22 protein-coding genes are annotated in these 23,714 nt (G+C 68.7%); 17 read left to right on the top strand and 5 right to left on the bottom strand.

Going from position 1 to position 23,714, the window contains the following annotated elements; translation table 11 throughout:
• Positions 1-102 precede the first annotated feature (102 nt).
• The 3 genes from PCK14_RS03155 (at position 103) to PCK14_RS03145 (ending at position 2,221) form a co-directional block, all read left to right on the top strand.
• Positions 103-1,113 (top strand): exonuclease domain-containing protein, encoded by a 1,011-nt coding sequence (locus PCK14_RS03155; RefSeq protein ID WP_269937012.1) that lies wholly within the window; start codon positions 103-105, stop codon positions 1,111-1,113.
• A gap of 66 nt (positions 1,114-1,179) precedes the next feature.
• Positions 1,180-1,587, top strand: a complete 408-nt coding sequence (locus tag PCK14_RS03150) for an MmcQ/YjbR family DNA-binding protein (RefSeq protein WP_269937011.1) — start codon at positions 1,180-1,182, stop codon at positions 1,585-1,587.
• A gap of 85 nt (positions 1,588-1,672) precedes the next feature.
• Complete coding sequence (locus PCK14_RS03145) at positions 1,673-2,221, top strand: DUF4395 domain-containing protein (RefSeq protein ID WP_269937010.1); 549 nt, start codon at positions 1,673-1,675, stop codon at positions 2,219-2,221.
• An 11-nt stretch (positions 2,222-2,232) separates the two neighbouring features.
• Here PCK14_RS03145 and PCK14_RS03140 read toward each other — a convergent pair whose 3' ends face one another.
• Positions 2,233-3,339 (bottom strand): ADP-ribosylglycohydrolase family protein, encoded by a 1,107-nt coding sequence (locus PCK14_RS03140; RefSeq protein ID WP_269937009.1) that lies wholly within the window; start codon positions 3,337-3,339, stop codon positions 2,233-2,235.
• Between the two features lie 85 nt (positions 3,340-3,424).
• Between PCK14_RS03140 and PCK14_RS03135 the strand changes: the two genes are divergently transcribed.
• From PCK14_RS03135 to PCK14_RS03105, 7 genes are all read left to right on the top strand, one after another.
• Positions 3,425-3,781 carry a YidH family protein gene (locus PCK14_RS03135; RefSeq protein WP_269937008.1) on the top strand — a complete coding sequence of 119 codons (357 nt, stop codon included), beginning with the start codon at positions 3,425-3,427 and terminating at the stop codon, positions 3,779-3,781.
• Positions 3,782-3,794: 13 nt separating this feature from the next.
• Positions 3,795-4,193 carry a DUF202 domain-containing protein gene (locus PCK14_RS03130; protein ID WP_269937007.1) on the top strand — a complete coding sequence of 133 codons (399 nt, stop codon included), beginning with the start codon at positions 3,795-3,797 and terminating at the stop codon, positions 4,191-4,193.
• A gap of 73 nt (positions 4,194-4,266) precedes the next feature.
• Entirely contained in the window at positions 4,267-5,154 is an 888-nt protein-coding gene (locus PCK14_RS03125) for an aquaporin (RefSeq protein WP_269937006.1), read from the top strand.
• 121 nt (positions 5,155-5,275) lie between these two features.
• On the top strand, positions 5,276-5,638 hold the full coding sequence (locus PCK14_RS03120) for an SdpI family protein (RefSeq protein WP_269937005.1): 363 nt from the start codon (positions 5,276-5,278) through the stop codon (positions 5,636-5,638).
• 71 nt (positions 5,639-5,709) lie between these two features.
• On the top strand, positions 5,710-6,882 hold the full coding sequence (locus PCK14_RS03115) for an exonuclease SbcCD subunit D (RefSeq protein ID WP_269937004.1): 1,173 nt from the start codon (positions 5,710-5,712) through the stop codon (positions 6,880-6,882).
• An 11-nt stretch (positions 6,883-6,893) separates the two neighbouring features.
• Positions 6,894-9,983 carry an AAA family ATPase gene (locus PCK14_RS03110; protein ID WP_269937003.1) on the top strand — a complete coding sequence of 1,030 codons (3,090 nt, stop codon included), beginning with the start codon at positions 6,894-6,896 and terminating at the stop codon, positions 9,981-9,983.
• Positions 9,984-10,056: 73 nt separating this feature from the next.
• Positions 10,057-11,367: an MFS transporter gene (locus PCK14_RS03105; protein ID WP_269937002.1), complete on the top strand. Its 1,311-nt coding sequence runs from the start codon at positions 10,057-10,059 to the stop codon at positions 11,365-11,367.
• 21 nt (positions 11,368-11,388) lie between these two features.
• Here PCK14_RS03105 and PCK14_RS03100 read toward each other — a convergent pair whose 3' ends face one another.
• Both PCK14_RS03100 and PCK14_RS03095 read right to left on the bottom strand, forming a co-directional pair.
• Positions 11,389-12,207: an alpha/beta fold hydrolase gene (locus PCK14_RS03100; protein WP_269937001.1), complete on the bottom strand. Its 819-nt coding sequence runs from the start codon at positions 12,205-12,207 to the stop codon at positions 11,389-11,391.
• 145 nt (positions 12,208-12,352) lie between these two features.
• Complete coding sequence (locus PCK14_RS03095; protein WP_269937000.1) at positions 12,353-13,747, bottom strand: amino acid permease; 1,395 nt, start codon at positions 13,745-13,747, stop codon at positions 12,353-12,355.
• A 239-nt stretch (positions 13,748-13,986) separates the two neighbouring features.
• Between PCK14_RS03095 and PCK14_RS03090 the strand changes: the two genes are divergently transcribed.
• The 6 genes from PCK14_RS03090 to PCK14_RS03065 all read left to right on the top strand — a co-directional run bounded on the left by PCK14_RS03090 (position 13,987) and on the right by PCK14_RS03065 (position 20,443).
• Complete coding sequence (locus PCK14_RS03090; protein WP_442864654.1) at positions 13,987-14,715, top strand: NUDIX hydrolase; 729 nt, start codon at positions 13,987-13,989, stop codon at positions 14,713-14,715.
• Between the two features lie 102 nt (positions 14,716-14,817).
• Positions 14,818-16,197, top strand: a complete 1,380-nt coding sequence (gene nadA, locus PCK14_RS03085) for a quinolinate synthase NadA (protein WP_269936999.1) — start codon at positions 14,818-14,820, stop codon at positions 16,195-16,197.
• A complete protein-coding gene (gene nadB, locus PCK14_RS03080; RefSeq protein WP_269936998.1) occupies positions 16,194-17,972 on the top strand; it encodes an L-aspartate oxidase in 1,779 nt (592 codons plus the stop codon). The genes nadA and nadB overlap by 4 nt, the downstream gene beginning before the upstream one ends.
• Complete coding sequence (nadC, locus tag PCK14_RS03075) at positions 17,969-18,874, top strand: carboxylating nicotinate-nucleotide diphosphorylase (RefSeq protein WP_269936997.1); 906 nt, start codon at positions 17,969-17,971, stop codon at positions 18,872-18,874. The genes nadB and nadC overlap by 4 nt, the downstream gene beginning before the upstream one ends.
• Positions 18,875-20,038, top strand: coding sequence for a cysteine desulfurase family protein (locus PCK14_RS03070; RefSeq protein WP_269936996.1), 1,164 nt, complete (start codon positions 18,875-18,877; stop codon positions 20,036-20,038).
• 114 nt (positions 20,039-20,152) lie between these two features.
• On the top strand, positions 20,153-20,443 hold the full coding sequence (locus tag PCK14_RS03065) for a DUF1540 domain-containing protein (protein WP_269936995.1): 291 nt from the start codon (positions 20,153-20,155) through the stop codon (positions 20,441-20,443).
• Between the two features lie 35 nt (positions 20,444-20,478).
• Here PCK14_RS03065 and PCK14_RS03060 read toward each other — a convergent pair whose 3' ends face one another.
• Together PCK14_RS03060 and PCK14_RS03055 are read right to left on the bottom strand one after the other, a co-directional pair.
• Positions 20,479-21,039 carry a GtrA family protein gene (locus PCK14_RS03060; protein ID WP_269936994.1) on the bottom strand — a complete coding sequence of 187 codons (561 nt, stop codon included), beginning with the start codon at positions 21,037-21,039 and terminating at the stop codon, positions 20,479-20,481.
• A 102-nt stretch (positions 21,040-21,141) separates the two neighbouring features.
• Complete coding sequence (locus PCK14_RS03055; protein WP_269936993.1) at positions 21,142-21,975, bottom strand: fumarylacetoacetate hydrolase family protein; 834 nt, start codon at positions 21,973-21,975, stop codon at positions 21,142-21,144.
• Between the two features lie 94 nt (positions 21,976-22,069).
• On the opposite strand from PCK14_RS03055, the gene PCK14_RS03050 reads away from it, so the two are divergent.
• Positions 22,070-23,578: a M20/M25/M40 family metallo-hydrolase gene (locus PCK14_RS03050; RefSeq protein ID WP_269936992.1), complete on the top strand. Its 1,509-nt coding sequence runs from the start codon at positions 22,070-22,072 to the stop codon at positions 23,576-23,578.
• Positions 23,579-23,714: the final 136 nt, after the last annotated feature.

The following is a 23,714-nucleotide window of genomic DNA, read 5'->3' as shown; positions in this document are numbered from 1 at the left end:
ACCCTCCGTCCGGCGTCGTGCCTTGCCTGTTGCTTGGCGAAAGTCATGTGATGCCGCGCTCGCAATGCGCCGCACACGCGCGGGCAGGGGTAGCCTTGACGGGTGGCTCTGGACTTTACTGCAATTGATTTTGAAACCGCCAACGGCTTCAGGGGATCCCCCTGCTCGGTGGGCCTGACAAAGGTCCGCGACGGCCGGATCGTCGACGAGGGCTACTGGCTCATGCGCCCGCCCGAGGGCCACGACCACTTTGACTCCCGCAACATCACCATCCACGGGATCACCCCGGATGACGTTGCTTCCTCGCCCCGCTTCAAGGACGTCTTTGGCGAAGTGGCCGCCTTCATCGGCGACGACGCACTTGTGGCGCACAATGCGGCGTTCGACATGGGCGTGATCCGCTCGGCCTCGGAAGTCTCCGGCATGCCGGCACGCGCCTATGACTATGCCTGCACAGTGGTGCTCTCGCGCAAGAACTATTCGCTGCCCTCCTACTCGCTGCCGTTTGTGGCCGAGGCCGCAGGCGTGCCGCTGCTCAACCACCACGATGCCACGGAGGACGCCCGCGCCTGTGCCGGGATCATGGTGGACATTGCCGCCAAGCACGGCGTCGATTCCGTCCGGGGCGTGTTTGATGCCATGAAGCTGGCCATGCCGCACGTGGACGCCTACGACCCCGCCGTGGATGGCATGTCCAAGGCCACGCGCTCCGCGCTGGAGAAGTTGGCGGAGATGCAGGCCGGGATTGCCGCCGGGACGGCGCGCAGCTCGGCCCGCGGCGGCCGCGGCAGCTGGTCCACCGAGGGCCCCAACCCGGTGCCCAACGCGCAGGCGGATGCGGCCCACCCCCTGTTCGGCCAGACAGTGGTGTTCACGGGCGACCTCAGCCTGGGCCGTCCCGCGGCCAAGGAAATGGCGGCCGTGCATGGCGCCCAGTGCGCCAGCAGCGTGACGTTGAAGACCACTGTGCTGGTGGTGGGCAGCGGCTTCACGGCCTCGGATTTGCGCAGCGGCCGGCTGACCTCCAAGGCCCAGCGCGTGTTGGAACTGCAGCGCCGCGGGCAGGGCATCGAGGTGCTCTCCGAGGGCGAGTTCCTGCAGATGGTGGGCTAACCGAAGCACTGGCCCTGGCGCCCGCGCCACTGGCAGCCACAGCCGGGGCGGGCTACGCTTCTTGGCATGGCCCATCCCCGGATGTACAGCGACGCCGACCCCCTCCTGCAGCGCCTGCGCACACTGTGCCTGGCCTTTCCCGAGGCAACGGAGAAGGAGGCGTTTGGCAGGCCAACGTTCCGCTGCGGGAAGATCTTCGCCTACTACGGCCAGGGCCAGAGCGGCCGCCCCCGGGAGACCTCCATCCAGGTGCTGCCCGAGGCGGACGAACGCGAGGCCCTGCTGGCGGACCCGCGGTTCTACGTCCCCTCCTACATTGGCCCCTACGGCTGGGTGGGGCTTGACCTGAGCCTGGCCCCACCGGACTGGCAGGAAATTGCCGAACTGCTCGACAGCTCCTACCGCCGCATTGCCCCCGCCCGCTGCGTGGCGGCCCTGGACCGGGACGGCTCGCCCGCCGACCGGGACAGCTGACACGCCCCTGCGGCGCTGGCGCCAATTCCGTCACGCTGCGCAACAATCCTTGGGCACGCCCGTGCCGGAGTCCTACTGTGGGGCCATGACCCAGTTCCCCGCCGCCACCGAGTTCGTCCAGGCACCAGCGCCCGGCAAGGCGGCGCCCGGGCCCCTGAAGAGGTTTTTCGCCTTCCCCAACCCGGTCAACGACCACGCCGCCCGCTTCACGGCCGGAATCGTGGTGCTGCTGGCACTTGTTGCCCTGGTGGGCCAATTGACGTGGCTCGTGGGCATCATCGCCGCAGGCTTTGTGCTGCGGCTGGCCTTCGGGCCGCGGATTTCCCCCGCGGCACTGCTCTCCGTTAAGGTCCTGGCCCCGCTCGTGGGCGAACCCAAGCTGGTGCCGGGGCCGCCCAAGCGCTTTGCCCAGGGAATCGGCGCCGTGCTCTCCATCGCAGCCTTCGCACTGCTGCTCGCGGGTGCCTCGACACTCGGCTGGGCCCTCATTGTCCTGCTGCTCGTGGCGGCCTCGCTTGAAGCTGCCATGGGCCTGTGCCTGGGCTGCATCATCTTCGGCTTGCTGATGCGGCGCGGGCTCATCCCCGCCGGCATCTGCGAGGAATGCGCCAACTTTTCCCTCCGCAAGGCCTGATCGGACGCGGGCTACTGCCCCGTGGTGAGCTTGATGAACTCGGCGCCCAGGTGGCGGACCAGCTGGGGTGCCTCGGCCATGGTCATCCACGACGGCGGCAACGCGGCCTCGCCGTACAGGGCGCCCAGGATGTTTCCGGCAATTGAGGCCGTGGAATCACTGTCCCCGCTGTGGTTGGCCGCAAGCCGGATGGCTGCCAGGAAGTGCTCCACGGGCGAAACCGAGGAAGCCTCGGTGGCCAGCACGCAGTAGAGCGCAACAGCCAGGGCCTCCTCCGCCACCCAGCCCAGCCCCAGCGCATCGGTGAGGGAATCACCAGACAAGGGAGCGCCGTCGTGCGTGCCAAGCGGGGGAGCGGACAGGGCAAGTGCCGCATCCAGCCGGGCCATGAGCTCGGGGTCGGCGGCCGGCTCGGCAGCGGCGCGGTCCCGGGCGGAAACAGCAGCCTCGCGCAGCGGCAGCCCGTCAATGACGAGGCGGTGGATGAGCCAGCTGAACGCACCGGAGGACTGGCGGGCGGCCGGGTGGCCGTGGGTCAGTGACGCGGCATCGGAGCTCATCTTGTACACGGTTTCGGCGTCAACGTTGGGCAGCAGGCCGTAGGGGGCCGAACGCATGACTGTCCCGCACCCCTTGGAATCGGGGTTGACCGGGCGGGCAACCGTGCCCATCTCGCCCGTGGCCAGGCCCGTGATGCAGGCGTTGCCCGGGTGGCGCTGGTGGTGGAGCACGCTCTGCGCATCGATCCAGCGCGGCGGCTGCTCGGGTGCGTGGCTGGGCGCGGGGACACCCTGGGTCTTGAGCCAGCGCAGGTAGGCCAGCCACTGGCAGGCATTGACGTCGGCGCCCACGCCGTCGTTGGCCCATTCCAGGACATCCAGGAGGCCGTCCAGTGTGTACAGCGTCATCTGGGTGTCATCGGAAAAATGCGCTGGCGCCCCCGACTGCGAGAGGTCTACCAGGCCTGAGGGACCATACTTGGCCGCGATGTCCGCCAGCGAATCAAACTCAACGAGGTACCCGAAGGCATCGCCCAACGCCCCGCCCATGAGCGTTCCCTGCACCAGGGTGGCAAAAGTGGGGCGGATGGGGATCACGGGGCCTGCTGCGGTAGTCATTGAACCAATTTACCGGTTCAAGGCGGTGTTGTGCGGCCCAGTAGACTCGTGGGTGAATCAGCACCCCACCTTGATGAGGAGACGCATGCGCGAACCAGCCTGGCGACGGACGGGAAAGACCCCCGACTACAGGTTTTCACTGGCCAACGAACGCACCTTCCTGGCCTGGGTCCGAACAGCACTGGCCCTGCTCGCGGGCGCCGTTGCCATCGACCAGCTTGCACCGGAGATTGCCCCGCCCGTGGTCCGCGTCCTGCTCTGCCTGGTGCTGGCCGTGATTGGTGCCGTGTTGGCCGTGGTCAGCTACCGGCGCTGGGCGCACCAGGAGCAGGCAATGCGCAACGATGTGGAGCTGCCGCATTCCTGGCTCATGCTGGGCATGACTGTCATTGTGTCGCTCGCGGCCATTGTGTTCGCCGTGTTGATCCTGGTCCGGCCCTAGCGTGCGTCCTGCGGTGGATGCTGCCCGCGACCCCGGACTGCAGCCCGAACGGACGGCCCTGGCCTGGCGGCGCACCATCATGAGCGCCATCGTGGCCGACATCCTCATTTGGCGTGGCTGGTTCCACGCACTGGAAGCCCCGGCAGGCTCCGGCCCGGTGGACGGCGGGCTGTTTGCGGCCGGGCATTCGGCCCAGGTGGTGGGGATGGGCCTGTGCGCCGTGGTGGCTTGCGTGACCACGCTTGTCCTGGTGGTGTGCGCGGTTGCCCGGATCCGCATGCTCCATGCCGGCGTCGGCGTGCTCGAACACAGTGCGCACATTGCCGTTCCGGCTCTTATGGTTCGTTCAGCATCGGCCGCTATAGTGGCTCTGGCCCTCGCCGCCATGGGCGCGCTGGCCCTCGGCTTTTAGCGCCGCCGCCCACCTTTCGGGCGCATGGCGCACAAGCCGCCACCCACGTTTTCAAACGAAGGATCTACACACCATGACGTCATCCGGAACATCCCCGGTGCATGCCCACCCGCTCAGCACCCGCGTGGCCGTTGAGGGCCTGGGCAGCTTTTTCATTGTGTTTGCCGGGCTTGGCACAGCGCTCTTCAGCGCCGCTGGCGCGGGCACCACAGTGGGCTTCGCCTACGGCCTGGCCATGGTTGCCGCCATCATTTCCTTCGGCCACATCTCCAACGGCTACTTCAACCCCGCGTTCTCGCTGGGCCTGGCCATTGCCGGCCGGCTGAAGTTCTCAGCCATGGCCCTGTACATCGTGGCGCAGACCGTGGGCGCCGTGCTGGCCTCCGTGGTGTGGCTGGGCATGATGATGGTCATGCCCACGGGAGCCACCCCGGCCACGCCGCAGCTGTTCGGCGCCCTCGCCAACGGCTTTGACGCCCACTCCCCGTCGCAGGTGCCCATGATCGGCATCGCCATTGTGGAAGTTGCCGCCGTGGCCATCCTGACCGCGCTGCTCCTGGGTGCCACCTCGCCCCGCAACAAGAGCACGCTTGGCCCCGTCGCGGTGGGCCTGGCCTTCGCCGTGGCCGTGGGCATCACCATGCCGCTGAGCAACGGTTCGCTGAACCCGGCCCGCGCCACCTCCGTGGTGTTCCTGGCCGACTCCTGGGCCGCCGGCCAGCTCTGGCTGTTCTGGCTCGCCCCGCTGGTGGGTGCCGCACTGGCCGCCGCCATCTACCGCAGCTTCGCACCCGCCGCTTCTTATTCTGACGCCGTTTCCACGGACGACGACGAAGCCCCCTCGGCGGAATCCGCCGCCCCGGCTGCTTCCGCGGCTTCCGTGACGGCCGCAGCTGCTGCCGAGGATGCCGCCACCAAGGTCGACGACGCCCAGGCCTTCTTCGACGCACCGAAGAAGTAGCCTGCCCGCACCGGCCAATGCCGCCGTTGCTGACAAATGCCACCGTTGCAACGGCGGCACTTGCCAGCAGCGGCGGCATCTTTCGTGGGCTTCGGGGTTCGGCGGGCGCTAGGGTTGGTGCATGCTGACTTTCTCCCTTTTGCTCCTGGCCGCCTGCTCACTGGGGATGGCAGCCATCAACCATGCCTGCGCCGCGGGGAAGATCGGCAAGAACCCGCTTGTGGGCATCAGGACCGCCAAGACCATGGCCAGCGACGACGCCTGGAAGGCCGGGCACGCCGCCGCCACCCAGCCCCTGTGGGTCAGCGGGGCCGCAGCCGCGGCAATCTCGCTGGCCGGCCTGCTGTACCTTGATTCGCCCGGCACGCAGCTGGTCATGGTGTTCCTTGCCTGCGCCCTGCTGGCCGTGGCCGTGGTCTACGGAACCAAGGTGGCCAATGTGGCGGCCCTGGAGGCTGCAATGCCGGAGAAGCCCCGCCGCTGAACGCATCCGCCGCGGCCCGCGCCGCCGCCCGCAGGTCATTGAATGTCCCAGCCCTCCGCTAGCGTGGAACCATGAAGCTTTTGCACACTTCGGACTGGCATTTGGGCAGGTCGTTCCACGGCGTCGGCACCCTGGAGGCACAGCGGCGTTTTGCCGATCAGCTGCTGGAGACCGTCACGGCAGAGAAAGTCGACGTGGTCCTGGTCGCCGGCGACGTCTATGACAGGGCCCTGCCCAGCGTGGACGTGGTCAACCTCTTCGACGACATCCTGGCCAGGCTCAACGGGGCCGGCGTCCAGGTGGTGGTCACGAGTGGCAACCACGACTCCGCCACCCGCCTGGGCTTTGGCGGGCGCCTGCTGGAAAGCGCCGGCGTGCACCTGCGCACGCGCGTGGCCGATCTCGCCAAGCCCATCCTGCTGCCGCTGGATCCCGCCAATGAAGGCGCTGGCCCCCAGCTGGCCATCTATGGCATCCCCTACCTGGAACCGCGCATGGTGGCGGAGGAGCTGGGCGTGGAGAACCCCACCCACTTCGGCGTGACGGAAGCAGCTGTGGGGCTCATTGCCGCCGACCTGGCCACCCGAGCGCCCGGCACCCAATCCGTGGTCCTGGCCCACACCTTTGCCAGCGGCGGGATCACCTCCGCGAGTGAACGCGAACTCGCCGTCGGGGGAGTGGGCGCGGTGCCGCTGGACCTCTTCGAGCCGTTCACGTACACGGCCCTTGGCCACCTGCACGGGCCGCAGCGGCTCAGCGAAACAGTCCGCTATTCCGGCTCGCCCCTGCCCTATTCCTTCTCCGAGGCCGCGCACAAAAAGGGCGGCTGGCTCGTGGACATCACCCAGGAGGGGTTAGCCGGCGTCAGCAAGGTCGACTGGGCGCCCGGAAAGGCCCTGAGCATCCTCAGCGGCAAGCTGGAGGAGCTGTTGTCCCTGGATGCGTACAGCGCGGATGAGGACAACTACTGCCAGGTCACGCTGACCGACAACGAACACCCGCCGCTGGCCATGGAACGGCTGCGCACCCGCTTCCCGCACACCCTGGTGCTCATGTTCGCCCCCGAGACCGCCCGCGACGCCGGGCCGCAAAGCTATGGTGAGCGGATCGCCAAGGCCGCCGACGAGCTCGATTTGTGCTGCGGTTTCCTTGACCATGTGCGCCACCGCGGCGCGGACGACGACGAACAACGGCTATTACGCGCCGCCCTCGCCGGCGTGCGGGAACAGGATGGTGCACTGTGAGAATCCACCGCTTGGAAATCCAGGCCTTTGGCCCCTTCGCGGGCCGCGAAGTGGTGGACTTTGACGCGCTCGGGGCCCAGGGGCTGTTCCTGCTCAACGGCTCCACGGGAGCCGGCAAGACCACGGTCCTGGACGCCATCTCCTACGCCCTCTACGGGCAGGTCCCGGGTGCTCGTCAGGGTGCTGCATCGCAGTTCCGCAGCCACCACGCCGCCGAAGGAGTGGCACCGGAGGTGCTGTGCGAATTCAGTGCCGGGGGACGCCGCCTTGAGGTTACCCGCAGCCCCGAATGGATGCGGCCTGTAAAACGGGGAACGGGAACCACCCGCGAACAGGCCAGCACGCAGCTACGGGAAAAGACGGCGGATGGCTGGGAAGTGAAGTCGACCCGCAACGACGAGGCCGCCGCCGAAATCCAGGAACTGCTGGGCATGAACATGGCCCAGTTCACCAAGGTTGTGCTGCTGGCCCAGGGTGACTTTGCCGCCTTCCTGCGGGCATCGGCCGAGGACCGCCAGACCCTGCTGCAGAAACTGTTCGGCACCGACATCTACAAGGACCTCGAGGCCCGGCTGGCCAACGATGCTAAGGAAGCCGCAGCCCAGGTGTCTGCGGGGCTCGCCCAGCTGGCTCAGGCCGAGCAGCTGGCCCGCAGCCAGGCCGCCAGGGCCTTGGCCGACGACGATGCCCTCGCCGCGGCGGATGGCACAGCCATGCCCGCGGAAGAGACTCCGGCAACGGAGACGACGGAATCCCTGGCGGAGATGTCCGGTCCCGGCCTTTTTGAGGCGTTGAGGGACCGGCTGGCACACGCGGTGTCCCGGGCGCAGGGGCGCTCGGAGCTTGCCCAGCGCGACCTGGACGCCGCCGGGCTGGCCGTGCAGGAGGCGCAGGAGCGCAGCACGAGGCACAAGGCCCTGGAGCTTGCCGTGGCCGAGGAGTCACGCCTGGCCGCGCTGGCCGGGGACGCCGGCCAGTGGCGCCGCGGGCAGGAACTGCACCGCGCAGCCCAGGTGTTGGCGCCCGTGCTGGCAAGCTCCGGCAAAGCAGCTGCGGCCGCGGGGCAGGCCGCCGATGCCGCGGCCGTGGCGGCCGCCGCCGTGGACACCAACAAGCTGGCAGCCAGCCTCCTGGGCACGGCCGCGGCTGATGCCACGGAGGACGGGCTGGCCCGTGTTGACAGGGAGTTGACCACCCAGCTGGCGGCCGTTGACGCGGCACTGCCCGATGAGGAGCGGCTGGCCGGCAAGACGGCCCAGCTGGGCCGCAACACCACGGCACTGGACCTTGCCGTGCAGCGCCACGCGGAGCAGGACGCGGCCGCAAAGGCGGCCACCGCGCGGTTCGCACAGGTGCAGGCGCTGCAGGACGGCCTGCGGGCGGAGGCGCAAGACGCCGGGCACACGGCCCAAAAGGTGCGCCAGGCCAAGGACGTGGCCACGGCCGTCCAGGAACACCAGGACCAGGAAAAGGCTGTTGCACGCCTGGCCGGGGCCGAAACCGCCGCCCGCACCACGTCCCTGGATGCCAGGGAAGCCTGGCTTGCGGCCCTTGACCGCAGGCTTGCCCAAATTGCCGGGGAATTGGCCGAAAAGCTGGTCGACGGCGAACCCTGCCAGGTGTGCGGCAGCACCGTCCACCCGGACCCCTCGCCGCTGGCCGGTGGCGGCGCGGACCTGGTCAAGGCGGAGAAGGCAGCCAAGCGTGTCCAGGAAGAGGCCGAGGCCAAGGCAGCCTCAGCTCTGTCGGCACTCGCGGAGGCCCGGAGCGTCCTGGCCGTGCTGGCGGAGCGCGGCGGGCGCGGTTCGCTCGAAGAGGCACGCACCGCCGTCGAGCTTGCCGAGGCAGAGCATGCCAAGGCACTTGCGGCCGCGGCACAGCTGGCGGCACTGGCCACGGAATCCGAAGCCCTGGCGGGCACGATCACGGCGGCCCGGGACGGGGTTTTGGCCGCCACGGAAGAGGCTTCGACCCTGCGTGCAGCAAACCAGGCCCTGGCTGCGGACATTGCCGCGCTGCAGGAACGCCTGGCCCTGGCCCGCGACGGGCACCCGGGCCTTGCTGTGCGCCGTGCGGCACTGGCAGCGGCGCAGCTGCCCTGCGAGGCGCTGCTTGCCGCGCTGCGACGGAACGCCTCGGCACAGGCTGCAGCGGGGGAGGCGCGCGAATCGCTCGATGCCGCCCTGGCGGAGTCCGAATTTGCCGGCGCCGCCGCGGCAGCTGCCGCCCTGCTCACCCCCGCCGCCGCCGAGGCGTTGGAGCGCAAGCTGGAAGACCATGCCCGCGACGTGGCAGTCAACGCTGACCGGCTCGCGGCGGCCGATGTACTCGCCGCCCGCCGGGAAGCCGAAACCGGCACGCAGGCGCCCACGCCGGAGGGCCTGGCCGCATTGGCAGCCGCTTCGACCCGGGCCGCTGCGCAGGCCAAGGCCGGCGCCCTGGCCCTGGGGCTGGCGGAATCGGCCGCGGCATCCGTGGCGGGAACACGGGGCCGGTACATCGAGCTCGAGGAATCCGTGGCGCCGCTGCGCGAGCATGCCCGGCTGCTGCAGGGGCTGGCCGATGCCGTGCGCGGCGGCGGTGAGAACAAGCTGAAGATGACGCTGACCAGCTACGTGCTGGCCGCCCGGCTCGAACAGGTGGCACTGGCCGCCTCGGTGCGCCTGGCCACCATGAGCGACGCCCGCTACACCCTGCGCCACACCGACGCGAAGGCGGGCAACAACCGCAAGTCCGGACTGGGCCTGGAGGTCGTGGACGAATGGACAGGCATCAGCCGCAACACCGCCACGCTGTCCGGCGGGGAGTCGTTCATGGCCTCGCTGTCACTGGCCCTTGGCCTGTCCGACGTTGTGCAGTACGAGTCCGGCGGGCTCGACATTGAAACCCTGTTCGTCGACGAGGGCTTCGGCAGCCTCGACGAGGAATCGCTGGAGCAGGTCATGGACGCGCTGGAGGGGCTGCGCGACGGCGGGCGCATGGTGGGGCTGGTCAGCCACGTGGCGGAGATGAAACAGCGGATTCCCCTGCACCTGCACGTCCACAAGGGCCGCAAGGGCTCCACCCTGGAGCTCACCATGGCTGGATCTGCGGCCCCCTAAACCGGGTACACTTGGCAAGTCTGGGCCCTGTGGGCCGCATGAGGCACAGCCCGGGCAGTTGATGTGAAAGCAGTTGAGTACCTCGCCGTCCCCTGATGCACCAGCACTCCCGGCCACCACAAAGACGGGTGGCCGCTATGCGGTCCTGCCCCGGGTGGCAGGACGCAGCTACATCCCGCTGGGCCTGATGGCCCGCGTGCCCCTGGCCATGCTGACCATCGGTGTCCTGACCCTTGTCACCAACGTCAGCAACTCCTACGCCATCGGCGGTTTTGCCGCCGGAGCAATTGGCCTCGGCGCGGCCGTGGGCGCCCCCGTGGGCGGCTATCTGGCCGACCGTCTCGGCCAGAAGCCGGTGCTGATCGTGGCCGCCGTGGTCAACGCACTCCTGGTGGGTGCCGTCGTCGCCCTGGCCTACGCCCTGCTGCCCGAACATGGCGCCCAACTTGGCGACGCCTCCACCCTGGCCCTGCTCGGTGTTGCCCTGCTGGCCGGCGGAACCTCGCCGCAGGTGGGGCCGTTGTCGCGCGTGCGCTGGATGGCGCTGAGCCGCAAGCTTCCCGAGCCGGAGCGCGGCCCCATGGTTGACACGGCCCTGTCCCTGGAAGGGACAGCTGATGAGATCACGTTTGTGCTGGGCCCGGCGCTCGTGGGCCTGCTGGCCTCGCTCGTGGCGCCCTGGCTGCCCCTGGTCCTGGCCGCCGCGATGACGCTGGCCCTGGTGACGCTGTGGGCCGTGCACCCCACCGTGAAGGTTGTCGGCGCCAGGCCGGCCACCAGCACCTCCGTGGGCAGTGTGGGTTACGTCAGCCCGAATCGGCCCAACTGGTTCCTCGTGGCCGTGCCCGTGGCCGCCATGCTGTGCATGGGCACGTTCTTCGGCTCTGCCCAGACCGCGCTGACCGCGTTCACAGGGGTCCACGGTTCCGTGGACCAGGCCGGGCTCATGTACGCCATCATGGGGGCCAGCTCCGCCTTCACGGCATTGTCAGTGGCGTACTGGCCGGCCAAGTTCAGCTACCCGTGGCGCTGGGTCATGGCTGCTGCCCTCATGACGGCAGGCTCGGCCGCATTCCTGCTGCCCACCTCGCTGGGCCAGATGGTGTGGGTGCTGCTGTTGGCGGGCCTGCCCGTGGGGCCCGTCATGGTCACCATTTTCAGTGTGGGATCCGTCGTGGCCCCGCCGCAGTGGATGGGCACCGTCATGACTGCGCTGGCCAGCGGCGTTGTGGCCGGGACCGCGCTGGGCTCCTCGCTGTCAGGATCCCTTGCGCAGGGTTCCGGCTACCATGTGGCGTTCCTGGTCCCCATCGCCGCAGCTGGGGCGCTCTTCCTGCTGGGCCTGGCGGCGGCCGCCGTGCTGCGCGGCCGCGCCCGGGCGTAGGGGAACGGCCGGGCAGCCCCGCTAGGACAGGAACGCGATTGCGGCGTCCTTGAACTCCCGGGACGTCACCGTGTTGTTGTGCGTGCGCCCCTCAATGACCAGCTGCTGTGTTCCGGGGCTCAGCTCGGCCAACCGGTCCATGGTGCGGGCGCGCTCATCCAGGCTGCCTGCCACGAGCAGCATGGGGACGTGGGGCACGGCGTCGGTGGGGTCGAACGGTTCCATCTTCACGGCCTGGACCAGGGCCAGCAGGGCAAAGATGTCGTTGGAGGGGACCAGCTGCGCCATGTTCAGCAGCCAGTGCGTGGATTCATCGGCAATGGGCGTGCCGTCGTTCAGGAAGTCCTGCGCGGCCTTCAGGTCGAAATCGGCCAGCGGGTCCTCGGGGTTGGGCCCGCCCAGCACCATGCGGCGGACCAGCTCGGGCTGGGTAGCGCCAAACTCCCAGGCCAGCCGGGCACCGAGCGAATAGCCAACCAGGTCCACGCCGCTTTGCGGTTCGCCCTCCCGGAGCGGGTGGACACCCTGGTCGATGAGGATCTGCAGCAGGTCCGCGCGGATCTTGCCGGGCGTGTAGGAATCGAGCTCGTAGGGTGCACCGCTTTCGCCGTGGCCGGGAAGGTCCACGGAGATGACGCGGCGGCCGGCGCGGGTCAGGGCCGTGACCCAGCCGGACTTGACCCAGTTCAACTCAATCGAGGAGGCGAAGCCGTGGATCAGGAAGACGGGAGGGAGCGCCGCGGGCGTTTCGGGGTCGAACACTGCCACATGCAGCTTGGCGTCGGAGCCCTCGATCGGGTGGCTTGCGGCGGGGGTGCTTTGCTGTCCCTGGATGCGCATGGGGTTCCTTTCCCGCGGTGGCGGGTGCCGCCGTCGTGCTTCAACACTAGCGAAAAGGGGCGGATTGCGTGAACGGCATGCGCGCCGTTGAGCACACCGTTCGCATGTGACGCTAGTTACAAAACGCCCAAGAAGCAAAACGAGTTCAGCTACTGGTAAGTAGGCCTGATTTATTACGCTGGGCCAGCCAGTTGACCGCGGCGATGGCGGCCACGAGCGTGAAGGTGCTCAGGAGCTGGGTTCTGCCGGCAGGGTCGCTGAAGCCCACCACGAAGATGGCCAGCAGCAGGACCAGGCCCGCAATGCTCAGCCACGGGAATCCGGGCATGCGCAGCGGCAGGGCAGTTCCGTCGCGGTCGGCGCGGCGCCGCAGGATGATCTGCGACACCAGGGCCATGCCCCAGACCACCAGGCAGGTGGAGCCCACAATGTTCAGCAGGTTGTCCAGGACCGCGCCGGGGAACAGGACCTCCAGCACCACTGTGACAAAGCCGAAGGACACCGAGACCAGGACGGCGGGAACCGGCACGCGGGACTTGCTGGTCGACCGGAAGGCGCGCGGCGCCTCGCCCCGCTCGGACAGGGAGTAGATCATGCGCGAGGCGCCGTAGAGGTTGGCGTTCAGGGCCGAGAGCAGTGCTGCCACCGCCACGAGCGTGATCACGGTGCCGGCCCAGTGCAGCCCTGCCACGTTCAGGACGCCGGCGAACGGCGAGGCCAGGGCCTCGGACGTCCAGGGCAGGACCGTGGCAATGACAAAGATGGAGCCGATGTAAAACACCAGGATGCGCCACACCACTGTGCGCACGGCCACGGCAACGCTGCGCGCGGGGTCGGCGGTCTCGGCCGCGGCCACGGCAACAATCTCGGTGCCGCCAAAGGCAAAGGCCACCACAAACAGGGCCGTGGCGATGCCCGCCATGCCGTGGGGTGCAAAGCCGCCGTTGTTCACCAGGTTGCCCAGCCCTGGGGAAGGGGTGCCGGGGATCCAGCCCAGCAGCAGCGCCGCGCCGAACGCCAGGAACAGCACAATGGCCACGACCTTCAGCAGGGCAAACCAGAACTCAAATTCACCGTAGTTCTTCACGCTGGTCAGGTTGATGGCCGTGAAGACCACCATGAAGATCAGCGTCAGCGCCCACACGGGCAGGACCGCCCACACCGAGGCAAGCAGTGCCGCCGCGCCCAGCGCCTCGGCCGCAATGACCACCACGAGCTGCAGCCACCACAGCCAGCCCACGGTGGCGCCGGCCACGGCACCCATGGCCTTTTGCGCGTAGACGGAGAATGCGCCGGAGTTGGGGTTGGCGGCTGCCATTTCGCCCAGCGCCCACATGACAAGGATGATCAGCGTGCCGGCCACAAGGTAGGAAATCAGGACGGCCGGGCCGGCCTTCATGATGCCCGTGCCGGAGCCGAGGAACAGCCCGGCCCCGATGGCGCTGCCAAGGCCCATCATGGTCAGCTGGCGCTGCTTGAGGGAGTGTCCCAGGCCGGTTTCGGAAGCTGGTGCTGTGGCTGTGGGCGGTTGGTGGTTCATGAAAGGGGTGGCCTTCTGTGGGGGAGCCGGCCGCTGTCGGCCGGGAGGGGAACGGGTGATTCCTGTCCAGAATTATCCACCATGCGCCCGGTGCCCCCAATTCGGGCCGCCGTGCTGGACTCTCCGGAACAGTGGCCGGCAGTTGAAAATGTGTCGCCGGGATTTGCCGCGATCCGGCAAAGGGTCGTAGAATCAGTTGTAGTCAATTTGACCCTAACTAAGGAATCGGGGTGCAGGGCATGGACCGGATGCCGTTTGCCAGCGTGGCAAATGTCAGTGAGCGCATGGCGCTGCCGCCTGCCCTGGCCATTTCCACTGTCATTTTCGCCCTCCGTCCCAGCGAAAAGTCGGGCCGCCCCACCTTGTGGCTGCCTCTCGTGAAGCGCATCCGCGAACCGTTCAAGGGCATGTGGGCACTGCCCGGCGGCCCGCTGACCCAGGCCGACTCCCTCCTTGACGCCGCGGCCCGCAACCTCGCCGACACCACGGGCCTGGCGCCCAGCTACCTGGAGCAGCTGTACGCCTTTGGCGGCCTGCACCGCTCCCCGAGCCAGCGGGTTGTCTCGATCGTGTACTGGGCCTTGGTCCAGTCCACGGAGGCAGAGCTCGCCCGGGAATCGGAAAACGTGCAGTGGTTCCGCGCCGACGGCCTGGCGGAGCTGGCCTTCGACCACAACGAGATCGTGGAATACGCCCTCTGGCGCCTGCGCAACAAGATGGAGTACGGCTCCATCGCCTACCACCTGCTCGGCGAGAAGTTCACCCTGGCCCAGGTCCGGGAGGTCTACGAGGCCGTGCTGAACCGCAGCATGGACCCGGCCAACTTCCGCCGCCAGCTCAAGCAGGCGGCCCGGATCGAACCCACCGACGAGTTCCTCCAGGGTGGCAAGCACCGCCCGCCCCGCCTGTACCGCTACACGGGCAATGACGACGCCGCCCCTTCCGGCACGCCGCCGTCCCGCCCCTGACCCTCCCGGATTCAAACCCTCCCTCACTTTTCGGGGTGTTTCCACAAACCCTCCCTCACCTTCCCCCGCACGATCGCACTGCCTCACCCTTTGGAGCAAGCCATGTCATCCGTGAACACCACCATTCAGCTCATCACCCGCGAGGAAGCCGAAGCGGCCCAAGAGGCGCGCGCCAAGCCCGGCCGCGCCCAGGAAAGCTGCAGCACCGAACTGGCCAAGGGTCCGTGGGAATTCGACCTGGCCGAGGCACTCGCCGGCACGCCCGGCTACGGCCCCGGCGCGTCCAGCGAGGACGTGGCCCCGGCCGCCACCCCGGTGCAGGGGCAGCTGCCGCAGGAGTACAAGGACGCCTCCGACGCCGAGCTTGAGGCGCGCATTCTCGCCGCCAAGGCTGAACTCGGGGACCGCGTCGTGGTGCTGGGGCATTTCTACCAGCGCGATGAGGTGGTGCAGTTCGCCGACTTTGTGGGCGACTCCTTCCAGCTGGCAAACGCCGCCAAGACCCGCACGGAGGCCGAGGCCATTGTGTTCTGCGGCGTGCACTTCATGGCCGAGACGGCCGACATGCTCTCCGCTGCGCACCAAAGCGTGATCCTGCCCAACCTGGCCGCAGGCTGCTCCATGGCCGACATGGCCGACCTTCCCTCCGTGGAGGCCTGCTGGGCCGAGTTGGAGGCCCTGTACGGCACCGAGCCCGACGCCGACGGCCGGGTTCCGGTCATCCCCGTCACCTACATGAACTCATCGGCCGCGCTGAAGGCGTTCTGCGGCGAGCACGGCGGCATCGTGTGCACTTCCTCGAACGCCTCCACGGTGCTCGAGTGGGCATTTGAGCGTGGCCAGCGCGTGCTGTTCTTCCCCGACCAGCACCTGGGCCGCAACACCGCAAAGGCCATGGGCGTGCCGCTGGAGCAGATGCCGCTGTGGAACCCACGCATGCCCCTGGGCGGCAACAGCCAGGACGCCATGGAAAACGCCAAGGTGGTGCTGTGGCAGGGATTCTGCTCCGTGCACAAGCGCTTCACCGTGGGCCAGATCGAGCAGGCCCGGGCGGACTTCCCCGGCGTGCGCGTGATCGTCCACCCCGAATGCCCCATGGAGGTTGTGGACGCGGCCGACGAGGCCGGCTCCACCGACTTCATCCTCAAGGCCATCCAGGCCGCCCCGGACGGCACAACGTTTGCCATCGGCACCGAGATCAACATGGTGAACCGGCTCGCCGCCCAGTACCCGCAGCACACCATCTTCTGCCTGGACCCGGTCATCTGCCCGTGCTCCACCATGTACCGCATCCACCCCGGATACCTCGCCTGGGTGCTGGAGGGCCTGCTGCGCGGTGAGGTGCTCAACCAGATCACCGTCCCGGAGGCCACGGCCGTCAACGCCCGCATCGCCCTGGAACGCATGCTCGCCGCCCTGCCGCAGGCCGCCACGAAGCAGACGGTCCCTGCCGGGCAGCCACAGAGCGCCGCACGCGCATGAGCAACTCGCACCTGGCCGTGGTGGGCAGCGGCATCGCCGGGCTCTACAGCGCGCTGCTGGCAGCCGAGGCCGGGGTGCGGGTCACGTTGCTGAGCAAGGGGACACTGGCGCAGAGCAACACGCACCAGGCCCAGGGCGGGATCTGCGCCGTGCTGGCCGAGGGGGAGGCCGCGCCCGGCGATTCCGTTGAGGCGCACATTGCCGACACCCTCAAGGCCGGGTCCGGCCAGTGCCTGCCCGAGGCCGTGCGCATCCTGTGTTCCGAGGCTGCCGGCGACATCACCGCCCTGGAGCGCTTCGGTGTCCGCTTTGACCGCGACGCCACGGGGCGGCGCGCCCTGGGCCTGGAGGGCGCCCACTCGGCGGCCCGGATCCTGCATGCTGGCGGGGACGCAACAGGGGCGGGCATTGCCGCCGGCCTGATCGCCGCCGTCCGCGACGCCGAGGCCCTGGGCCTCATCACGGTCCTGGAAGGCTGCTTCGCCACCGAGCTGCTGGCAGGCCCGGATGCCGCTGACGGCCCGGACAACACGCACGACGCCGGGACCCCGCCGCGCGCCGTCGCAGGCATTGCCTACCTGGACGCCCGCGACGAACGCCAGGTGCTGGCCGCGGACGCCGTGCTGCTGGCCACGGGAGGCGCCGGACAACTCTTTGAGTTCACCACCAACCCGGCCGTTGCCACGGGCGACGGCGTGGCCCTCGCCTGGCGCGCCGGCGCCGTGCTGGCGGACCTCGAGTACTTCCAGTTCCACCCCACGGCGCTCGCGGTGGGCCAAAACTTCCTGATCTCCGAGGCCGTCCGGGGCGCCGGGGCCGTGCTGCGCGACGCCAAGGGCGAGGCGTTCATGGCCCGCTTCCACCCCGAGGGCGACCTCGCCCCGCGCGACGTGGTGTCCCGCAGCATCGCCGCCCACTTGGCCGCCCTTGCGGCAACCGCCGCGGCCCAGGGTGAGCCGGAAGGCCCCAGCCACGTCTTCCTCGACGCCACAGGGATTGAGACAGCCAATGGCCCCGACCACCTGGCCCGTCGCTTCCCCACGATCGATGCCGCGACCGCCGCACTGGGCTTTGACTGGCGCCGCGACTGGCTGCCAGTGGCACCGGCCGCGCACTACTGGATGGGCGGCATCGCCACCAACTTGCACGGGCGCACGTCCATCCCGGGCCTCTACGCCGCGGGCGAGGCGGCCTGCACCGGCGTCCACGGGGCCAACCGGCTCGCGTCCAACTCTTTGTTGGAGGGCCTGGTCTTTGGCCGCCGCGCTGTTGCCGACTTCGTCGCGGCGGCCGCGGAGGAACGCGCTTGGCAGGACGCGGACGACGCCGATGCCCCGGTTTTCGGGGACACGGCACCCCTGGCGCTGCTGCCGGGGGAGACGAACGCACCGGAGGGCTCCGCCGTTTCCCGCATGGAGCTGCGGCACCTCATGGCCACGCATGCGGCAGTGGTCCGCGACGCGGGCGGCCTGACGCTCCTGGCAGATGCCCTGGGCCCCGTCGGTGGCGCCACCGATGCCCTGAAAGGCGGTGCGGAAACCGGCCTGCCCACACGGCAGGCGGCGGAGGATTCGAACATGCACCTCGTGGCGCAGTTGCTGGTGCAGGCCGCCCTGGCCCGGGAGAACTCCGTTGGCGCCCACTTCCGCGCCGACTTCCCCCAGGCGCCCAACAACCAGGCGCCCGGCGACACAGCCCGTGACTCCCTCTTCTGGGTCAACCCCGTTGCCCGACTGACCACCACCGAACCCCTGCGTGAAAGCGAAACAGTATGAACGCCGTCGTGCCTGTCCTGAATGCAACCACCCCCGCCCTGGCACAACTGCCGCGAACGGCCGTGGTCGAGATCCTGCAGCGTGCCTTTGCCGAGGACGCCCCGTACGGCGACGTGACCTCGCAGGTGCTGTTGCCGGCCGAGGCCCGGGCCACGGCCTGGCTTGTGGCGCGCGAGCCCGGGACGTTCTCCGGCGGTGCAGTGTTCGAGGCCGCCATGAAGATGCAGGACCCCAACGCGCAGGTTGAGCAGCTCGTGGCAGACGGGGCCACCTTCGGGGCCGGTGCGCGGCTCATGTCCGTGACCGGGCTGGCGCAGGGGGTGCTGACGGCAGAGCGGATCGGGCTGAACCTGGTGCAGCGCATGAGCGCCATCGCCACCCAGACCGCCGTATACGCCGCGCTCGTGGCAGGCACCGGGGCCCGGGTCACCGACACGCGCAAGACCACCCCGGGGCTGCGCATCCTGGAACGCTATGCCGTGCGCTGCGGCGGCGGGCACAACCACCGCTTCTCCCTCTCCGACGCCGTGCTGGCCAAGGACAACCACCTGGCCGTGCTCACGGGCGGCGACAACGGCAAGCTGACGGCCGCGCTCGCAGGCGTGCGGGCCCAGCTGCCGCACACCGTGCACTTTGAGGTCGAGGTGGATTCGCTGGAGCAGATCGAGCCCGTGCTGGCCGCCGGCGTGGACACCATCATGCTGGACAACTTCAGCAACGAGGAGCTCGTGCAGGGCGTGGCCCTGGTTGCCGGCCGGGCGCTGGTTGAGGCCAGCGGCAATGTGAACCTTTCCACGATTGCCTCCATTGCCGCCACCGGGGTGGACATCATTTCCGTGGGGGCCCTGACCCACAGCGTGCGGGCCCTGGACCTGGGGCTGGACATGGCCGTGGAGCTCTAGGTGATCTTCCTCGACGCGGCCGCCACCACCCCCGTCAGGCGGGAGGCCATCGAGGCCATGTTCCCGTACTTGACCAACCAGTTCGGCAATCCGTCCAGCCACCATGAGCTGGGGGAGTTGGCGGCCACCGCCCTGGAACGGGCCCGGGAACAATGTGCCGAAGTGCTGGGCTGCCACGCGGAAGAACTCACCTTCACCTCCGGCGGCACCGAGGCCGACAACCTGGCCCTGAAGGGGATTGCGCTGGCGCGCCGGGCTGCTGACCCTTCGCTGAACCGGGTGTTGATCAGTGCCATCGAACATCCGGCCATCGTGGAATCGGCCGACTACCTGCGGCGCGTCCACGGCTTCACTGTGGAGACGGTGCCCGTGGACTCCACCGGGCTGGTGGACCCTGCCGTGTTTGCCGGGATGCTGGCCGACTCTGCGCCAGGTGGCGTTGCCGTGGCGTCCATCATGTACGCCAACAACGAGGTGGGCACGGTCCAGGACATTCCCGCGCTGGCGGCCGCGGCTGCCGATGCCGGGGTGCCGCTGCACAGCGACGCCGTCCAGGCCGCGGGCTGGCTCTCCTTGGACGTAGGCTCCCTCCGTGTCACTGCCATGAGCATTTCCGGGCACAAGGTGGGTGCACCCAAGGGTGTGGGGCTGCTGTTCCTGAAGTCCGGGACGCTGTGTGAGCCGCTCGTCCACGGTGGCGGCCAGGAGCGTGGCACCCGCTCGGGCACCGAAAACGTGGCGTTTGCTGTCGCCCTGGCCACGGCGCTGCGGCTGGCGGAAGCGGGACGGGACGACGCCGTCGAACGCGTCACTGCGCTGCGCGAGGCGTACATTGGCCAGGTCCTGACGGGCGTTCCCTCTTCCCGGCTGACCGGGCACGGGACGCGGCGGCTGCCCAACGTGGCCTCGTTCGTTTTCCCCGGAACCAGCGGGGAGTCGGTGCTGCTGGAGCTGGAACGGCGCGGGATTGTGTGTTCCTCGGGGTCGGCCTGCGCGGCGGGTTCTGACGAGCCGTCCGCCGTGCTCAGCGCCATGGGGGTCGAGCGCACGGTGGCCCAGACGGCGCTGCGCTTCAGCTTCGGCGCCGGCGTCACGGCCGCGGAGCTGGACACGGCAGCTGCCGAGCTTGCGGCCGCCGTGGCGCGGATGCAGCGCCTGGGCTGAGTCCCGGCGCTGAAATTACAGCACAAAATTGGCACTAATTAGTTCGGCAGTTTTGGGCGTACGGTGGAGGAAATCGGGCTGCGAGGGCCAGGTTTCGCCACAAGGGAGAGCATCATGACTGTCACCGTCCCCGTCACCGAATGCGCCGTGTCGAACTGTTCATTCAACGACCACACCCACTGCGGAGCTGCGGGCATCACAATCGGCGGCAACACCGACCACGCCCAGTGCGCAACGTTCATTGATACCGGCACCCATGGCGGGCTGCCCAAGGTCCTGGCCTCAGTTGGAGCCTGCCAGCGCACCGAATGCGCCCACAACGACCACCTGATGTGCGGGGCCGCATCGGTGAAGGTTGGTCCGGGCGCCGACAACGCCGACTGCCTGACCTACGAGCACAGCTAGGCTGCGTCCAGCCACACGGACAGCCCAGCCGCCTGTCAGCTGTTGGCGGGGACCATGCTGGCCCCGGCCTCCGGGCCGGCAGGGCCGTGTGGTCCGACGTGGCGTGCCCGGCGGAAAATCCAGAACTTCAGCAGCAGGAAGCGGCTGACGGCTGACGCCACATTGCCCAGGACAATCACGGCCAGCTCAAGTGCGATCGGTGCCCCGGGGACAACCGCCATCAGGATCCACAGGCTCCCGCTGGTCATGGCCAGGGCAAGAAGCATGACCCAGAGCCCGCGGCGCTGGTCCCGCCACCACAGGTGCCGGCCCTTGATGCCAAAGCTCATCCGCCTGTTCAGTTCCGTGTTCAGGACCGAGCAAAGCACCAATGAGATGGCATTGGCCCATTGCGTCCCCAGCCAGGGGCGCATGCCGGCAAACATGGTCATGGAGACAGCAGTGCAAATGACCGCGACCAGGGCAAATCCGCGAAGCTGTGAAGCCAGGACCGGATTGCGGCGCAGCCAGTTTCCGGGTGCAGCAAAGACCCCGCGGGCCGCCGCCATGCGGGCGGAATCTGCGGGGTGAGGTTCCGGGGGTGCTGCTGTTGCCATCGGCAACCATCCTGCCAGTGAATTCTCACAACACCCAATGGATGCCATGTGCGCCGGCTGTGAACCGGCGCGGCACCCATCGGGCGTGCTGAGCCTGCGTGCTTAGGCGCCTGCAACCACGGGGTTGCGCAATTCACCAATGCCGCCCACGCGGCAGATGACTTCATCGCCCGGGGTGATCTGGCGGCATTCCGCCGGGAACCCGGTCAGGATGGCATCGCCGGGCTGCAGGGTCATGAAGCTGCTGAGGTAGACAAGGATTTCATCGACGCCCCAGCCGAGGTCGTCGCTCGAGGCGGGGGCCAGCTCGGTGCCGTTGTGCACAATGCTGATGGCCACGCCGTCGTCCTTCAGTCCGGCAACAATCCAGGGACCCAGCGGGGTGAAGGTGTCCGGGCTCTTGGCGCTGATCCAGAGCTCGTCGGACTTCTGGGCGTCGCGGTCGGAGACGTCGTTGCCAATCGTGAAGCCGAGGATGGCGCTGCGGGCGTTCTCGAGCGTCAGGTTCTTCGCGGGGCTGCCGATGATGACGGTCAATTCCGCCTCGGGGTCGGTGTAGCCCCTGCCGGGGCCCAGGACAATGGCCTCACCGGGGCCGACGACGGAGCTGGCGGCCTTGTGGAAGGCCTGCGGGGGGAGTGCGCGGCCGGGGGCGCCGGTGTTGTGCGCCATGCCGAAGACGTTGACCGGCGCGCAGGGGGCCAGGAAAGTGAACTGCTCTTCGTTGACAGTGCCACCAACGGTCCAGCCGTCGCGCGGTGCGCTGTTCTGGTTGGCCGGTGATGTGGGGAACGGTGTTTCCACAATCTGCCAGATGAGGCCTTCGGGGCTGGCGAAGTCGGCGGCGTCGTTGCGCACGAAGAACTGTTCGGGCAGCGGCCCTGCGGCGGCGTCGATGGGGCGGACACGGGCAAGACGGAACGTGGCGTTGGTCATGAGGACATCCTACCTCCAGTCGCCGGGACGGGTCCGCGTGGGCGACGCGGCGGCGTCCCGGGGCGTAACAGGGCCGTGGCATAGAATCCGTGTCATGCCTAAAGGACCAGCAAGACCGATTGGCCGCGCGGTGGCGGCAGCGTTGGGTATGGGTGCGGCCGGTGCTGCCGCCGTCATGGGTGCCCGAGCATTCCGGGCCAGCACCCCGGCGGGGGACTACGGCGCCGCCGTGGAGCCGTCGGGCGCTGGCGCGGCCGGCCTCGCAGCCGACCACGCCCAGGCGGCCGCCGACAAGCTCAGCGAGCTCATTACCTTCCGCACGGTCTTCTCCGAGCACCGCGACCGGATCGAGCTGGAACAGTTCACGGGGTTCATTGACGCACTGGAGCGGCTCTATCCGCGGGTGCACGCCACGTTGGGGAAGGAACTGGTCAACGGGCATGGCCTGCTGTTCCGGTGGCCCGGCTCGGGGCCCGGCGCAGGCACCAGGTCCGCAGTGCTCATGGCCCACTACGACGTGGTTCCCGTGGACGAGCGCGACAACTGGACCCATCCCGGCTTCTCCGGCCACCAGGAAGGCGGCTATGTGTGGGGCCGCGGCGCACTGGACGACAAGGGCGCCTTGGTGGTCATCATGGGTGCCATTGAGTCGCTCATCGAAGAGGGGTTCACGCCGGCCCACGACATTTTCCTGTCCTTCGGCAACAACGAGGAAACCGCCGGCGACAGCGCTGAAGCAGCCGCAGCACTGCTGGCCGGTCGCGGCGTGAAACCGTGGATGGTGCTGGACGAGGGCGGGGCTGTTGCCCTGGAGGCGTTCCCGGGGCTGGCAGTGCCCGCCGCCGTTGTCGGAGTTGCGGAGAAGGGCATCCTGGACTTGGAACTGCTCACGCGCGGGGCGGGCGGCCATGCCTCAACCCCGCCGCGCATGGGCGCCACGGCCCGTCTGGCGCAGGCCATCATGGCGTTGGAGGAGACGCCCTTCCCGGCGTCGATGCCCGGCCCCATCGTTGAGATGCTGCGGCGCATTGGCCTGCACAGCGGCTTTGCCCTGCGCCTGGTCACCGAGAACATGTGGGCATTCAAGCCGCTGTTGACGCAGGCGTTTGGCGTGGTTGGCGATGAAACTCGGGCGCTCACACGGACCACCGTGGCCGTCACCATGATGGAGGGCAGCAAGGCCGCCAATGTGCTGCCGTCCATTGCCCGGGCCACCGCCAACATCCGCATCGCCGTGGGGGAGACCGTGGAGTCAGCGGTGGAGCGGGTGCGCGCTATCATTGACGACGAATCCGTGGAACTCACCGTCCTTTCCGGCCACGACCCCTCGCCGATATCCGACTTCGGCAACGAGCAGTTCGCCCTCCTGAGCAGTGCCGTGGCCGCCTCCTACCCGGAAGCCGTGGTGATGCCCTACATCCAGACTGGCGCCACCGATTCCCGACACTTCACGTCGATTTGCCCGGCCGTTTACCGGTTTTCGCCGCTGCTCATGGACGCCGCCGACCGCGCTTCGCTCCATGCCGTCAACGAGCGCGTGCGCATCAGTTCGCTCGGCACTGGCGTGGTGTTCTACCGGGAGCTGTTGAAGGGCCTCGGCTAAGGCGGGTTTTTGCCTGTTTTGTGGTGTCTGTTCCTCCACAGGGGCTCTGGGGCGGTAGTTGTGCACATCGGGGCTTGTTTGGGCTTCTTTGTCAGTGCCTGGATTTAGAATTAGGGCATGGAAACAGCGGCGGGGA

The organism is Arthrobacter sp. HY1533 (genome assembly GCF_027568515.1).
Taxonomy (GTDB): domain Bacteria; phylum Actinomycetota; class Actinomycetes; order Actinomycetales; family Micrococcaceae; genus Specibacter.
Note: the sequence above shows the minus strand (reverse complement) of the source record. Positions and strands in the feature narration are given on the sequence as shown.

What these genes read in the sequence shown, in the direction of transcription:
- PCK14_RS03150 (WP_269937011.1), top strand. Translation starts at nt 1,180, where the DNA reads ATGGCCCATCCCCGGATGTACAGCGACGCCGACCCCCTCCTGCAGCGC.
- PCK14_RS03145 (WP_269937010.1), top strand. Translation starts at nt 1,673, where the DNA reads ATGACCCAGTTCCCCGCCGCCACCGAGTTCGTCCAGGCACCAGCGCCC.
- PCK14_RS03140 (WP_269937009.1), bottom strand. Translation starts at nt 3,339, where the DNA reads ATGACTACCGCAGCAGGCCCCGTGATCCCCATCCGCCCCACTTTTGCC.
- PCK14_RS03135 (WP_269937008.1), top strand. Translation starts at nt 3,425, where the DNA reads ATGCGCGAACCAGCCTGGCGACGGACGGGAAAGACCCCCGACTACAGG.
- PCK14_RS03125 (WP_269937006.1), top strand. Translation starts at nt 4,267, where the DNA reads ATGACGTCATCCGGAACATCCCCGGTGCATGCCCACCCGCTCAGCACC.
- PCK14_RS03120 (WP_269937005.1), top strand. Translation starts at nt 5,276, where the DNA reads ATGCTGACTTTCTCCCTTTTGCTCCTGGCCGCCTGCTCACTGGGGATG.
- PCK14_RS03115 (WP_269937004.1), top strand. Translation starts at nt 5,710, where the DNA reads ATGAAGCTTTTGCACACTTCGGACTGGCATTTGGGCAGGTCGTTCCAC.
- PCK14_RS03100 (WP_269937001.1), bottom strand. Translation starts at nt 12,207, where the DNA reads ATGCGCATCCAGGGACAGCAAAGCACCCCCGCCGCAAGCCACCCGATC.
- PCK14_RS03095 (WP_269937000.1), bottom strand. Translation starts at nt 13,747, where the DNA reads ATGAACCACCAACCGCCCACAGCCACAGCACCAGCTTCCGAAACCGGC.
- PCK14_RS03090 (WP_442864654.1), top strand. Translation starts at nt 13,987, where the DNA reads ATGGACCGGATGCCGTTTGCCAGCGTGGCAAATGTCAGTGAGCGCATG.
- nadA (WP_269936999.1), top strand. Translation starts at nt 14,818, where the DNA reads ATGTCATCCGTGAACACCACCATTCAGCTCATCACCCGCGAGGAAGCC.
- nadB (WP_269936998.1), top strand. Translation starts at nt 16,194, where the DNA reads ATGAGCAACTCGCACCTGGCCGTGGTGGGCAGCGGCATCGCCGGGCTC.
- nadC (WP_269936997.1), top strand. Translation starts at nt 17,969, where the DNA reads ATGAACGCCGTCGTGCCTGTCCTGAATGCAACCACCCCCGCCCTGGCA.
- PCK14_RS03065 (WP_269936995.1), top strand. Translation starts at nt 20,153, where the DNA reads ATGACTGTCACCGTCCCCGTCACCGAATGCGCCGTGTCGAACTGTTCA.
- PCK14_RS03060 (WP_269936994.1), bottom strand. Translation starts at nt 21,039, where the DNA reads ATGGCAACAGCAGCACCCCCGGAACCTCACCCCGCAGATTCCGCCCGC.
- PCK14_RS03055 (WP_269936993.1), bottom strand. Translation starts at nt 21,975, where the DNA reads ATGACCAACGCCACGTTCCGTCTTGCCCGTGTCCGCCCCATCGACGCC.
- PCK14_RS03050 (WP_269936992.1), top strand. Translation starts at nt 22,070, where the DNA reads ATGCCTAAAGGACCAGCAAGACCGATTGGCCGCGCGGTGGCGGCAGCG.